Source organism: Cellulomonas sp. P24 (assembly GCF_024704385.1).
In the GTDB taxonomy this organism is placed as follows: domain Bacteria; phylum Actinomycetota; class Actinomycetes; order Actinomycetales; family Cellulomonadaceae; genus JAJDFX01.
The window spans coordinates 936,720-950,135 of record NZ_JAJDFX010000002.1; the positions used below are offsets into that span (position 1 = coordinate 936,720).

Annotated in this window: 12 protein-coding genes and 1 pseudogene; 5 read left to right on the forward strand and 8 right to left on the reverse strand. The window is 73.1% G+C overall.

Going from position 1 to position 13,416, the window contains the following annotated elements:
- Positions 1-58: 58 nt before the first annotated feature.
- A complete protein-coding gene (locus LJB74_RS04450; RefSeq protein WP_259307392.1) occupies positions 59-877 on the forward strand; it encodes an RDD family protein in 819 nt (272 codons plus the stop codon).
- Positions 878-1,058: 181 nt separating this feature from the next.
- Here the strand turns inward: LJB74_RS04450 and LJB74_RS04455 are convergent, their stop codons facing one another.
- From LJB74_RS04455 to LJB74_RS04470, 4 genes are all read right to left on the reverse strand, one after another.
- Complete coding sequence (locus LJB74_RS04455; RefSeq protein WP_259307393.1) at positions 1,059-1,979, reverse strand: cation diffusion facilitator family transporter; 921 nt, start codon at positions 1,977-1,979, stop codon at positions 1,059-1,061.
- Positions 1,980-2,032: 53 nt separating this feature from the next.
- Positions 2,033-2,251: a Trm112 family protein gene (locus tag LJB74_RS04460; protein ID WP_259307394.1), complete on the reverse strand. Its 219-nt coding sequence runs from the start codon at positions 2,249-2,251 to the stop codon at positions 2,033-2,035.
- A gap of 172 nt (positions 2,252-2,423) precedes the next feature.
- Positions 2,424-2,708 carry a hypothetical protein gene (locus LJB74_RS04465; protein ID WP_259307395.1) on the reverse strand — a complete coding sequence of 95 codons (285 nt, stop codon included), beginning with the start codon at positions 2,706-2,708 and terminating at the stop codon, positions 2,424-2,426.
- Between the two features lie 3 nt (positions 2,709-2,711).
- Entirely contained in the window at positions 2,712-3,074 is a 363-nt protein-coding gene (locus tag LJB74_RS04470; protein ID WP_259307396.1) for a DUF3499 domain-containing protein, read from the reverse strand.
- A 72-nt stretch (positions 3,075-3,146) separates the two neighbouring features.
- Between LJB74_RS04470 and LJB74_RS04475 the strand changes: the two genes are divergently transcribed.
- Both LJB74_RS04475 and LJB74_RS04480 read left to right on the forward strand, forming a co-directional pair.
- Positions 3,147-3,599 carry a metallopeptidase family protein gene (locus LJB74_RS04475; RefSeq protein WP_259307397.1) on the forward strand — a complete coding sequence of 151 codons (453 nt, stop codon included), beginning with the start codon at positions 3,147-3,149 and terminating at the stop codon, positions 3,597-3,599.
- Positions 3,600-3,609: 10 nt separating this feature from the next.
- Entirely contained in the window at positions 3,610-4,485 is an 876-nt protein-coding gene (locus tag LJB74_RS04480; protein ID WP_259307398.1) for a glycosyltransferase, read from the forward strand.
- Here the strand turns inward: LJB74_RS04480 and LJB74_RS20795 are convergent.
- The 3 genes and pseudogenes from LJB74_RS20795 to LJB74_RS20585 form a co-directional block, all read right to left on the reverse strand.
- Positions 4,454-6,039 (reverse strand): annotated as a pseudogene (locus LJB74_RS20795) (DUF5719 family protein). The gene LJB74_RS04480 and the pseudogene LJB74_RS20795 overlap by 32 nt on opposite strands.
- The gene (locus LJB74_RS04495; RefSeq protein ID WP_259307400.1) at positions 6,036-9,734 is read right to left on the reverse strand and encodes a glycosyltransferase; all 3,699 of its coding nucleotides are present in this window, start codon (positions 9,732-9,734) and stop codon (positions 6,036-6,038) included. The pseudogene LJB74_RS20795 and the gene LJB74_RS04495 overlap by 4 nt, the downstream one beginning before the upstream one ends.
- A gap of 32 nt (positions 9,735-9,766) precedes the next feature.
- Positions 9,767-10,099 (reverse strand): WhiB family transcriptional regulator, encoded by a 333-nt coding sequence (locus LJB74_RS20585; RefSeq protein ID WP_310650808.1) that lies wholly within the window; start codon positions 10,097-10,099, stop codon positions 9,767-9,769.
- A gap of 204 nt (positions 10,100-10,303) precedes the next feature.
- Between LJB74_RS20585 and LJB74_RS04505 the strand changes: the two genes are divergently transcribed.
- Positions 10,304-11,038 carry a TIGR03089 family protein gene (locus tag LJB74_RS04505; RefSeq protein WP_259307401.1) on the forward strand — a complete coding sequence of 245 codons (735 nt, stop codon included), beginning with the start codon at positions 10,304-10,306 and terminating at the stop codon, positions 11,036-11,038.
- 28 nt (positions 11,039-11,066) lie between these two features.
- Here LJB74_RS04505 and manA read toward each other — a convergent pair whose 3' ends face one another.
- Positions 11,067-12,278 carry a mannose-6-phosphate isomerase, class I gene (gene manA, locus LJB74_RS04510; RefSeq protein ID WP_259307402.1) on the reverse strand — a complete coding sequence of 404 codons (1,212 nt, stop codon included), beginning with the start codon at positions 12,276-12,278 and terminating at the stop codon, positions 11,067-11,069.
- An 87-nt stretch (positions 12,279-12,365) separates the two neighbouring features.
- Between manA and rfbA the strand changes: the two genes are divergently transcribed.
- Positions 12,366-13,235 (forward strand): glucose-1-phosphate thymidylyltransferase RfbA, encoded by an 870-nt coding sequence (gene rfbA, locus LJB74_RS04515; protein WP_259307403.1) that lies wholly within the window; start codon positions 12,366-12,368, stop codon positions 13,233-13,235.
- The last annotated feature ends 181 nt before the right edge of the window (positions 13,236-13,416 follow it).

A 13,416-nucleotide genomic window follows, 5' to 3' on the forward strand; every position in this document is an offset into this window, starting at 1 on the left:
CGATACCCTGCCACAGCGGCACCGTCGCCGTGGCAGGGTAGGCGCAAGGAGGTGGGCCGTGCAGGACGGGATCGTGATCGGCGAGGGCGTGCTCCTCGACACCCGCCCGGCCTCGTTCGCCTCCCGGTTCCTCGGTGCCCTGATCGACGTCGCCGTCGACGTCGCGGTGGTCCTCGCCGGGCTCGCGACGTTCGCCGGGACCGGCGTCGACGTCGGTGCCGACCTCGGCAGGATCCTCAGCGTCGGCGTCCTCGTCCTGCTCATGGTCATCGCACCCGTGACGGTCGAGACCCTCACCCGCGGACGGTCGCTCGGCAAGCTCGCGACCGGGACCCGGATCGTGCGCGACGACGGCGGCCCGGTCCGGTTCCGGCAGGCACTCGTCCGGGCGCTCGTCGGCATCGGCGAGATCTGGCTCACGGCCGGTTCGGTGGCGATCATCACGTCGCTCGTCCACCCGCAGGGCAAACGTCTCGGCGACCTCCTCGCCGGCACCTACGCGATCCGGGTGCGAGGAGGGACGAAGCCCGCGCCCCCCGCGCCCGTTCCGTACGAGCTGCGCCCCTGGGCGTCCACCGCGGACATCCGACGGCTGCCCGACGGCCTCGCTCTCTCCGTACGGCAGTTCCTGGGACGCACCTCGATGCTGCACCCGACGTCGCGCATCAGGCTCGGAACCGAGCTCTCGCGCGAGGTCGGACGGTACGTCGCGCCGCTCCCCCCCGCCGGCACCCACCCCGAGGCGTTCCTGACCGCGGTCCTCGGCGCCCGGCGCGAACGCGAGTACGCCCTCGCGATGGCCTCACGCCGACGCCTCGCCGAGGAAGGGGTCACCCTGCACCGGCTCCCGCACCAGGTGCCCGACCCTCCCGACTGACGGGCGGACCCGACCGCCAGAACGACGCAGACCAGCGCGCCACGGCACGACGCATCTCAGCGCGCCACGGCACGACGCATCTCAGCGCGCCACGGCACGACGCATCTCAGCGCGCCACGGCACGACGCATCTCAGCGCGCCACGGCACGACGCATCTCAGCGCGCCACGGCACGACGCATCTCAGCGCGCCACGGCACGACGCAGATCAGGTTCGAGGTAGATGACCTGCGCGATCGGGACGGCCGCACGCACACGTTGTTCGGCGTCGTCGATCGCCTGCGCGACGTCGGCAGCTGTCGCGGCTCCGGGCACCTCGATCTTGGCGGCGACAAGGAGCTCGTCGGGTCCGAGGTGCATCGTGCGCAGGTGGATCACCGAGGACACCCCCGGACCGATCAGCGCGGTCTGGATCCGGTCGACGACGTCGCCTGTGGCCGACTCTCCGAGCAGCAGGGACCGGGTCTCGACCGACAGCACCACCGCGATGATCACCAGCAGCACGCCGATACCGGCGGTGCCCGCCGCGTCCCACCGACCATCACCGGTCACCAGGGTCATGGCCACGCCGCCGAGGGCCAGCACGAGGCCCACGAGGGCGCCGAAGTCCTCCAGGAGGACCACCGGCAGCTCCGGCGCCTTGGCACCGCGGATGAAGGCCACCCAGGACTGCGTCCCCCGCAGCGGGGCGGACTCGACGACCGCGGTGCGGAACGAGTAGCCCTCCATGCCGACCGCGGCCAGCAGCACGACCACCGGGACCCACTGCCACGAGTCGATGCCGTGCGGCTCGGCCCACTTGTGCCATGCCTCGTACAGGGCGAAGAGCCCACCCAGGGAGAACAGCACGATCGACACGATGAACGCGTACAGGTAGCGCTCGCGGCCGTAGCCGAACGGATGGGACGGGTCCGCGGCACGGCGCGCACGGCGCCCGCCGACGAGCAGCAGCAGCTGGTTGCCCGAGTCGGCGAGCGAGTGCACCGACTCCGCCAGCATCGCGCTCGACCCCGTCAGGAGGAACGCGACGAGCTTGGTGAGGGCGATGCCGATGTTCGCCGACAACGCGGCGACGATCGCCCGGGAGCTTCCCTCGTGAGCCATGTCATCCCTCTCGTGCCGTCACGGCATGGCGCCGAGGCGGCACAGCTCGCACGTCAGGACGGGTGGACGGGGCGAGCCTCGTCCACCAGGAGAACGGGGATCCCGTCGCGGACCGGGTAGGCGAGGGGGTTGTCCGGATCGGTCGACACGAGCTCAGGGGTCCCGTCCGGACCGATGGCGTCGACGAGCGTCGCCCCGGTCACCGGGCACCGGAGGATCGCTCGGAGCCAGGGCTCGATCGTCGGGATCTCCCGCGCCAGTTCCTCGCTCATGCTGTCTGCCTCGTTCCGTCGCTCGGTGCTGGGAGGGGGTCGGCCCGGCGCGTGGGCACCATGACGTCGCCGGCCGTCGGCCGAGCGGTGTGATCTCGGCACCCGTGGATCGGCACGCCGCAACTCTACTGAGTCACATGCGTTCCCCCGCACCGACGGGACGCCGCCGCGGTCAGGACTTCTTGGCGCTGTGGACGGTGACCCAGTCGAGGCCGAACTCGGTCCCGTCACCGCCGTCCTCGTACCAGCCCTTGTGCTCGCACGCGTGGCACGAGACGAAGACGGCGGGAGTGGAGTCCGTCAGGACGATCCTCACCCGGGTGAGCGTCGTGCCTCCGCACGCGCTGCACGCCTCAGGACCGGGCGTCGATGTGCTCGCCGCACCGGCGAGCGATCCCAGCGGTTCGGCCACGTCACCCGACTTCCGGCCGCGTCGGCCCCCCTGCGTCCCTGCCATCCCTCAGCCCCCATCTCCTCGGAGCACCCGCAGGTGACCCCGTCGTGCGACCTCGCCGACCACGACCGGCTCGTCGTCCTCGGCGCGATGACGCGGGCGGCCTGCCTCGCGGACGGCGTCCGCAAGGGCGAGCAGGTCGTCATGGCTGGGACCCGACTCGACGAACTCGGGCATCAGCCGGACGACCTCCCAGCCGCGCGGCGCCGTCAGCCGCTCGGCGTGCAGCGCGCACAGGTCATAGGAGTGCGGCTCCGCGTTGGTCGCCAGCGGGCCGAGCACCGCGGTCGAGTCCGAGTACACGTAGGTCAACGTCGCCACCGCGGGGCGCGCACAGGCCGTCCGCGTGCACTGTCGGGCTGGTCTCACACCGAGGACGCTACCCTCGCCCGCTGTCAGCGCCCACTCCCACACGCCGCAGCCCGGACTACAGTGCCGGTGATGGACCAGGACCTCAGCGCCGAAGCGCCCCGTGCCCGTGCGACGAAGCGCCGGGACCGGCGCGGGCGAGGCGTGCGCGGCCCCCTCGTGCCGTCCACTGTCCCGGCGTACCGGAGCCGCGCCGAGCGGTTCGACGACCTGGTGCTCGCGGCCGTCGAGCGACTCGAACGACGGTGGGCGGCCGAGCTGGACGGCACCGAGTTCGCCGTCGAGGACGTCCCGCCGTCGGGGCCGGCCCCGTGGGAGACCGGAGGTGTCCCGCTCGGTCGCTACTTCGCCGCCGACGCGGGGCTGCCGAACCGGGTGGTCATCTACCGCCGCCCCGTCGAGACCCGCGCCCTCGATCCCCACGACCTGGGTGACCTGGTCCGCGACGTCGTGGTCGAGCAGGTGGCCCACCTGCTGGGGCGTCCACCCGAGGACGTGGACCCCGAGTACGACGACGGGCACTAACCTTCTGCTGATGACCACCTCCACCGGGCCCCGTGCCGTGCGTGTGATCTGCGTGACCTACAACCCGGGTCCGGAGCTCGCGGACTTCGCGACCTCGCTGCGCACCGCCACGACGGCAGACGTCGAGCTCGTCCTCGCCGACAACGGGCCCGACGCCGAGGTCGTCGACGACGTCGCAGCAGCCTTCGGTGCACGCGTGATCCGTACCGGCGCGAACCTCGGTTACGGCGGCGGTGCGAACGCCGGCGCGGTCGACGCCGAGCAGCCGTGGCTCGTGGTGGCGAACACCGACATCGTCTGGGAGCCGGGATCGCTCGATGCCCTGATCGACGCCGCCGAGCCGGATCCGCGGGTCGCCGCGGTCGGTCCGGCCCTGCTCAACCCGGACGGAACCGTGTACCCCTCGGCGCGCGAGCTGCCGTCGCTGACCCAGGGGGTCGGCCACGCCCTGTTCGTCCGGGTGTGGCCCGGGAACCCGTGGACCCGCGCCTACCACCGCCGTCAGGAGGAGGCGGGCTCGCAACGGTTCGCCGGGTGGCTGTCAGGGGCGTGCCTCGTGCTGCGCCGCGAGGCGTTCGAGCAGGTCGGCGGCTTCGACGACTCGTACTTCATGTTCTTCGAGGACGTCGACCTCGGTGAACGGCTCGCCACAGCGGGCTGGCGCAACCTCTACGTCCCGAGCGCGCGCGTGACCCATGTGGGCGGGACGTCGTGGCGCGAACGACCGGCGTCGATGATCAGCGCCCACCACCGCAGCGCCACCGTGTACCTGCGGCGCCGCTACCACCACTGGTACGAGTGGCCGGTCCGGACCGCGCTCGCCGTCGGGCTGCGCGCACGCGAGATCGCCCAGCTCAGGGCAGCCCGACGGTCGTCCCCTGCCTGACCCGGACCGACGGGGTGGCGCTCTGCGGTGGCGTCGGGGTGAGCACCGCGACGAGCTGACCGTCGTTCTGGGTCACCGTCGCCACGACCGCCCACGCCAGCTCCGCGTCCGCGCCGGTGGCGTCCGCAGCCGGGACGAGGTCGACGGTGACGGCGTCGGCGCTGAGGTCCGAGACCGGCACGGTGACCGTCTGCCCCGCCGGGACCGTCACCGTCATGTCACCGACGACGCTGCCGTCCGCGGCGAACGCACGCAGCGTGCCCGTGGCGTCTCCCCCACCGTCGACGGCCGATCGACCGACACCGGCGAGCACGATCGCCGACGTCACACCGGGCGCTGACGGGAGCGGGGCGACCCCGCCGGTGCCCACGGCGCCCGACGCAGCCCACGCCCGGTCGATCACGCGCTCGTTCTCGAGCTGCCCGGTCCCGCCGACCCGCGTGATCATGGCGGCGGCGAGCACCGGGACCGGCGCCTGCACGACGGCCGTGTAGCTCCCTGCCGGTATCCCGGCGAGCGGGACGTCGATCACGGAGCCGGCCGTCAGGTCGACCGACTCCGCGCCGGGCAACGGGACGACGCCGTCGGGCCCGAGCAGCGAGATGGTCGCCTTCGTGTCGGAGGTCCCCGGTGCCACGAGGCGCAGGACCGCCTGGTCCGTGTCGTCGATCGCCGAGGACGGCACCGTGATCCCGGTGACGACCTGCCGGGTGGATGGTGCCGCGCCCGCCGAGACGAACGTGAGACCGCCCGGGGTCAGCCCCCGCAGCTCGTCGTCCTGCAGCGACGCGGCGACGACCCCGCCCGTCGCACTCACGTGGACGACGATCCGTCGCTGCTCCGCCGCGATCCCGGACAGGAGCAGCTGGCGCTGGGCGTGGGGCGCGACGAGCAGCGCACTTCCCCGGACAGCTCCGCGGGGCCGTTCGGGCCCCAGATCTCGAGATCGACGGAGGCCGCGGTGGTGCCCGGGTTGACGAGGGTCAGCAGGGCGGTGCTCGACAACGCGGTGCTGCCGCCGACCAGCCACGCGTCGGTCCCCGCCTCCGTGCACGTCGTGACGGCAAGTCCGCGCAGGTCACCTGCCGTGACGAGGGACGTCGACGTCCCGGCGGCCCGGGCGACACGGCCGTCCACCGGGTCGGCGGTGAGCTGCAACGGACCGGAGGGGGCGGTGACCGTCGCTGCGGCGGCCCCTCGCCCCGACGGTGCGATCCGTGCGAGGGTCCCACCCGTCGCGAGATCGGTGAGGAGACCAGGTGCAGCCGCGCCGAGGGCACCTCCGCTGCCGATGCCGGTCGTCGCTCCCCGGACCGAGGTGATCGCCCCGACGGGGGCCGGGTCGAAGCCCGCGTCGCCGCTGCTCGCGGGCAGCCGGACAGGCCCGGGGCAGATGAGCGAGACCGGTGCTGCCGCCACCTCCACCGCGGGCGCCGCCACGGTCCGGGTCGGGCCGACCGGGTCCTGCAGGCCGAGCGCGACCACACCCCCGCCGATCGCGAGCACCACGACCGCCGAGGTCGCCATCGCCGTCCTTCTGCGCCAGGTACTCATGAGGTCCACGCCCGTCGACGTCGCAGCGGCAGAGCGAGGAGCCCGGTCAGCAGCAGGACAAGTCCCTGGAGGACCAACCACGGGGTGCGGTTCGCCGGCGCGTACGCGACCACGAGGTGACCTCCCGAGGCGCCGATCTCGAACGTCTGGCGCCAGTCCCCGGCGACGGTCCGCAGCGGTGCACCGTCGAGTGTCGCGACCCACCCCTGGTCGGCTCGCTCCGACAGGACGAGGAGTCGGCCCGGCGCGCCGGCCGCGACCTGGGTGTCCACGCCGGACGAGGTCGCCGGCACGGCGACGTCCTGCTCCGCGGTGCTCCCCGCCGCCGGTACCACCGTGCGCGCCCACGACGTCACGACGGGCGGAGCGCCGGCAGCCGGGGATATCCGCCAGACGACGCCCGACGGGTTCTCGGTGATCCGTTCGAGGCCGGGGGTGGAGTCGAGGCGCACGACGAGCGCCGCGCGGTCCGGGACCGTGCCCGTGGAGCCGTCGACGGCAGCCGCGGCGGCCGTGGGCGCCGAGGAGGCCACCGGCGCCGGAACCAGGACGTCGGTCACCGCGAGGTCGGCGAGCGAGGCGGCGACGTCGGTGCGGGCGCCGGCCACGATCCCCGCGACGAGCGTCGAGACCTCCTGCTCCGCCGCGTCGGGCTTCGTGGGCGTGGCGTGCAGGACCGTTCCCGTGAGCCCGGAGGAGAAGGCCGCCGCGGCGCTCTCGGTGAGCTGCGGACCGTCGCCGCGCAGCAGCTGCCACACGACCGCCCCGGTGGCGTCGACCGAGATCGCCAGCACGCGCGATCGTCCTGTCGACTGCTGCTCCTGCTGGGCGACGGCCGGTACCACGCGGTGGTCGAGGATCGTCAGGCGTGCGCTCGACGGCGCGTCCTGCAGCGCCCGCACGATCCACGTCCCGGCCGGCACGACCGGAGCGAGGAACGCGACGACCGTGAGCACCGCGGTCACGACCTGCAGCCACCCGAAGCTCCGTCGGGCGATGCGTCCACGCACCCGGTCGGCTCCGAGCACCGCCGCCATCAGCAGCCCGAGCAGGACGAGCGAGACTCCGGTACCTGGCCAGCCTCGCACCAGCGTGCCGTCCGTCGCGGCGACCTCGACCCGTGAGGACACGAACGCGGCACCGAGACCGATCGCCGCGATCAGCCAGCCGACGCGCACCGCAGACGCCACCGGCCGTCCGCGCAGGAGCGCCAGTACCGCGAACAGGGCGACGACACTGCCGAGGGCGAGTGGCAGCCGGTCGGCAACGGCACCGTGCAGCCACGGCAGGGTGAAGGCGGAGCCCTGGACGGGCACGCCCAGCAGCTGCTCCCACGTGGCCGCGCCCGTCGACGCGACCGGGTGTCCCGGATCGGCGAGCAGCAGGCGCAGGCCACCCGCCGAGCGGGTGTCGATCGCCCGCGTGATCGTCGGTCCGAGGACCGCGAGGGTCGGGAGAGCGGAGAGGATCAGCACGCGGCGTCGCACCCGACGCGCGATCAGCGCGACGACAGCCAGCGCGACCAGCCCGGCCGCCCCGAGGACCGGTGCGCCGGCGGCGACCCCGGCGAGGGCGAGCCCGGCCGCGGCGGCAGCGGTCACCGAGCTGCTCCGACGTGGCGGTGTCGGCTCGGCGGCGGGTCGAGCCGCCTGCCCGTCGACGTGCACGGGCTCGGCCAGCAACGCCCGCTCCGCGGTCGCCGCGACGACCCGTGGTGACGGCGACGAGGCCGCGGCGTACGTGGTGGCGAGGCCCTCGTCCGACGCACCGACGGGAGCTGTCTCGCCGGTCTCGTCGACGGCGATGGCCTCGGTCGACCCGCCGGTTCTCCCGTCCTCGTCGCCGACGTCATCGGTTCCGGTCCCGACGACGGCGCCCGTGTCGCTCTCCGCGCCATGAGCTGCCCCATCGCTCGGCGGACGTGCTCCGACCGCGACAGCGTCCCGGTCGCGACGGGACGTCTCGGCACCGGTCTCGACGACGTCGCGGCGGGCCACCCCGAGGGCGCGGGCGATCCCGAGCGCGACCCACGGAAGGAGGACGTGCGCAAGGACGGCCCCGACGCGTCCTTGGTCGATCGCCAGGAGCAGCGTCGGCGCGACCGCCCACGCAAGGGCCGCCCACAGCCGCACCGTCGCCGACCGGCTGGCTGCCCCCGCTGCGAACCACGCACCGACACCGGCCAGGACGACCCCACCGAGAAGGAGGACCGCGACGGCGACGTCGGCCCGCCCGAGCACCGCCGTGCCGGGCAGCAGAGCCAGGAGCAGCGGGTCGCTCGGTCCGTACGCGCCCAGCGAGCCGTCGATCCACCCGGTCGTCGCCGCACGCCAGAGGCCACCCACGGTCACGTCGGCGCGCACGAGCGCCTGGCCGACCAGCGGGGAACCTGAGACCACCCCGACGACGAGCCGCCCCATCGCTGCGACCGTCACACCGAGCAGCACCACGACTAGGACGGCGAGGCCGGTCCGACGCCGGGACGCGAGCACAGCGAGCTCCCGCATCTCGAGCTCGCTCGGTGCGCGTTCGGCCCGGCGCTGCTCGGCGCGCGCGAGCCGCCGGTCGTTGACCTCCGACCACACGTCGCGCCATCCCCCTTGCAGGGGCCGCAGGGTCCGTCGGGGCAGGCGGGCGGTCGCGCGTGCCCGTCGACGCGCCCGGGCCACCGCACCCGGACGCCCGAGAGCGGCGAACGGCGCGGTGAGCTCGGCCACCGCGAGCCGTGGCTCCTTGCTCGCGATCCGCACCAGGCTCCGGACGACCGCCGCCAGCAGGATCGCCACCGACACCGCCACCAGCGAGAAGGCGGAGCTGTTCACGAGCCGCGCGTGCAGACGTGCGCGGCGTCGCTGCGCGAACGACAGCGCCGGGTCCACCGCACCGGGCAACGGGTCGCCGACCGCCACCGGCGCCGCCGGCGACTGGTTCCGCAGCCCGTTGTACCCGGCCTGCGCGTGCCGCACGATCGCGCCCGGCACCACGATCACCCGGTGACCGGCGAGCCGGGTCCGGCGCGAGAGGTCGAACCCGTCGCCCCACGGCCCGAGCGCATCGTCCGCGCCCTGCAGCGCGTCCCACAGCTCGCGACGCACGAGCGCCCCGGCCGTCCCGACCGCGAGCACGTCCTCACGCCCGTCGTACTGCCCCTGGTCCGCCTCACCCTCCTCGACACCGGCCATCCGTCGGCCGGTGACCGACGTGGTGGAGCCGACGGAGACGAGGCGGACGGGGTCGGCCCAGGTGCGCTGCTTGCAGCCCGCGACCGCCACGGACGGAGCACCCTCGACGGCGCGCACGAGCCGCACGAGCGCCTCCGGCTCGGGCGCGCTGTCGTCGTGCAGGAGCCACAGCCACGGCGCGACCGGTGCCGGCACCACCTCGGCGAGCCCGCGGATCACCGCCTGCGACAGGGATCGCGCACCCGCCGCACGGACGACCGTGACCTCCTCGCGAGCGTCCCGACTTCCCCAGGTGGCGGCGACGAGATCGGCGACCGACGTCGACACGCCGCCCGCGTGAGGTGCACCGTCGCTCTCGGCGTCGACGACGACGACCCGCTCCGGCGGACGGGTCTGTGCCGCGAGCGCCTGGAGCGTCGCGGCAAGGAAGGGAGTCACGCCATGGGTGACCACCACGGCGCACACCGGTGGACCGGTGACGCGAACGGGTGCGACGAGGGGGGAGTCGACCATCCGTCAGGACGCGGACCCGCGGGGACGGGCGCTCACACCACGCGGCGCTTGAGCTTGCGCCGCTCCCGCTCGGACAGCCCGCCCCAGATGCCGAAGCGCTCGTCGTTGGCCAACGCGTACTCGAGGCACTCGGTCCGCACGTCGCACCCTGTGCACACCTTCTTGGCCTCGCGCGTCGAACCGCCCTTCTCCGGGAAGAACGCCTCCGGGTCGGTCTGAGCGCACAGCGCCTGCTCCTGCCACCCCATCACCGTGTCGTCGAGGGGCGTCCCGAAGATCGGTGCGACGGACGCGAGTGCGCGGTCGTCCGAGAGGGAACCCGCTTGTGACAGGACCACGCTGTCCTCGTCGAGCAAGTCCCACATGTGTGCCTCCGTGCTCGCTCTGTGTCGGTCCAAGGTCGGCGACGGTCGGTTGTCGTCCATGGCGAACGAGCCCCTTGCGGATCGCTCTACGGGAATTACACGCGTGTCGTTCGGCTGAGTCAAGCCGGAGCGTGATATCTGGAGCGAATTCTCGCGCAGAATCCTGACAACCCGGACGGAATCGGCTGGACCTATCCTGTCGTCGTGCCGCCCACGACCTGCGCCGACCTCCTCCGCACCTTCGCCGCCGATCCTGGTCGACCGCGAATCACCTGGTACGGGGACGCGGGTGAACGGATCGAGCTCTCCGGCGCCGTCCTCGAGAACTGGGTCAACAAGACCACGAACCTCCTGGTCGAAGAATTCGACGCGGGCCCCGGGCTCCGGGTGCTCCTCGATCTCCCGCCGCACTGGCGCTCCGTCGTCTGGGCCCTCGCGGTGTGGCGCGCCGGGGCGTGCGTCGTGACGACGACGGCCGACGACCTCACCTGCGACCTCACGATCACCGACACGCCCCGACGGCGTCCCGGCGTCGAGCCCGTCGTCGTCGTCAGCCTTCCCGCACTCAGCCGTCGGTACGACGGCGACCTGCCTCCGGGCGCCGTCGACGCCGCCTCCGCCGTGATGACCTACGGCGACGTCATCGGCTGGGTGCCTGCGGTCGACCCCGACGCCCCGGCGCTGGTCGACTCCCACGGCGCCGAGACGCACGGCGAGCTGTTCCGGCCCACCGGACTGCCGCGACCCGAGTCCCCGAAGCGGGCGCTCCACGACGTCTCCGGCCACCCGCTGGACGCATCGATCCGCGCCGTCGTCGGTGTCCTCGGGGCGGGTGGATCCGTCGTCATGGTCGGTGGTGAGTACGCACGAGACCTGCGGGCCGACCCGGGACGACGCGACCGCCTGGTCGCGTCCGAGCGCGTGACCACCGAGGTGTGAGCGGCGCGGACGGCACCGGCCGCTGACGTCAGGGGACGTCCGCCTGGACCAGGCGCCCCCTCCCACGCACCGTCAGAGGACCGTCGGCAGCGGACACGAAGGCGGCCTGACCACGGCTGAGGCCGAGCACCCCCCCGGAACTGCTCTCGACCGCCAGGTCTCCGCCGACGCACAGCAGGATGCGCGGACCGCGCCCGGGAAGCGGGTGCAGGTCGTCGTCGGAGATCTCGGTCACCGAGAGCTCGAAGTCGTCCACCGGGGCGTAGTACACCTTGGTCGCACCGTGGAACGTCTCCGGCGCGATCCTGATCGGGGGCGCGGCGACGTAGTCGACGTTGCGGAGGAGCTCGTCGACGTCGACGTGCTTCGGGGTCAGACCGGCCCGCAGCACGTTGTCCGAGCACGCCATGACCTCCACCCCGAGTCCGTGCAGATAGGCGTGGACCCCGCCCGCGGGCACGAACATCGCCTCCCCCGGCTGAAGGGTCACCGGGTTGAGCAGGAGGGACGTCACGACCCCGGGGTCGCCCGGGTAGGCCGCAGCGAGGGAGACGACGGTGCGGTCCGCTCGCGGCGACGGCGAACCGGCCTCCAGCCGGGCGGCGCACGCATCAGCGACCTCCTGGACCTCGGAGGCGGAGGGACGCGTCGAGGGTTCGAGCAGCTGCGTGAACACCTCGCGGATCCCGTCTGCCGACGGCTGCGCGAGGAGGACGCCGTGCAGCTCCTTGGCGAGCGGGGCGTCGAGCCCCGCGAACAGTTCCGCCGCGCGACGCGGCGCACGGAAGCCGCACAGCGCCTCGAACGTCGTCAGGGCGTAGATGAGCTCCGGCTTGTGGTTCGCGTCCTTGTAGTTCCGGTGCGGCGCATCGATCGGGATGCCCTCCGCCGTCTCGCGGGCGAAGCCGGCGCGGGCCGTCTCCAGGTGCGGGTGCACCTGGAGCGAGAGCGGTGTCTCGGCGGCGATCACCTTGAGGAGGTACGGAAGCGTCGGCCCGAACCTGGCGACGACGTCCTCACCGAGCACGGTGCTCGCGTCAGCCGCGATCACCTCGGCGAGAGTCGTCCCGGCGTGCACCGCCTCGTCCTGCGACGTCTCGATCTCGGACGGCGCGCTCCGGTGCGCGCCCAACCAGACCTCGGCGACCGGTCGGCCGCTCGCCTCGATGCCGAGGAGCTCCGGGATCGCGGTGAGCGACCCCCACGCGTAGCCCTGCGTGGCATTCCCGATCCTGAGCACACCCACCTCGTTCTTGTGTCGGAGCGAACAAGGATCGTACCCAGTCCGGTGCACGCGGGCGGCAGTATTGGGCCACACTGTCGTCTCATGCGCGGAATCATTCTTGCCGGCGGTTCAGGGACCAGGCTTCACCCGATCACGCTCGGCGTCAGCAAGCAGCTCGTCCCCGTCTACGACAAGCCGATGGTCTACTACCCGCTCTCGACACTCATCGCTGCCGGGATCCGCGACATCCTGGTGATCACGACGCCGCACGACGCCGAGCAGTTCCACCGGCTGCTCGGTGACGGCTCGCAGTTCGGGATCTCGATCAGCTACACCGTGCAGGACGTGCCGAACGGTCTGGCGCAGGCGTTCGTCCTCGGCGCGTCGTTCGTCGGCAACGAACGGGCCGCCCTCGTCCTCGGCGACAACATCTTCTACGGTCCCGGTCTCGGCACCCGGCTCGGGAGGTTCCACGACATCGACGGTGCGGCCGTGTTCGCCTACCGGGTGGCCGACCCGACGTCCTACGGCGTCGTCGAGTTCGACGCGACCGGCCGCGCGCTGTCCCTCGAGGAGAAGCCGGCACACCCGAAGAGCAGGTACGCAGTCCCCGGCCTGTACTTCTACGACAACGACGTGATCGCGATCGCACGGGATCTGCAGCCGTCCGCCCGCGGCGAGTACGAGATCACCGACGTCAACCGGACCTACCTCGAGCAGGGTCGCCTGCAGGTCGAGGTCCTCCCCCGCGGCACCGCCTGGCTGGACACCGGGACGTTCGACTCGCTCATCGAGGCGTCCGACTACGTGCGCACGGTCGAGCACCGGCAGGGGCTGAAGATCGGTGCGCCCGAGGAGATCGCGTGGCGCCGCGGGTTCCTGACGGACGACGAGCTGCGCGACCGTGCACAGGCGCTGGTCAAGTCCGGCTACGGCGCTTACCTCCTGTCGCTTCTCGACGACGGGGCGTGACGCCGGCGAAGGCCTCCGTCCTGCTCTCCCCTGACCCCGAGGGCAGCCGTACCCCGCGCCCGACTCGCGTCCGGCGCCCACGCACGGGGCGTTTCCAGGAGTCGCACAGGCGAGTCCCTGTAGGCTCGCATGGCCCTGACGCGCCCGGCGCCGGCCGGAGCGGGCGGGCGAGACGCCTCCC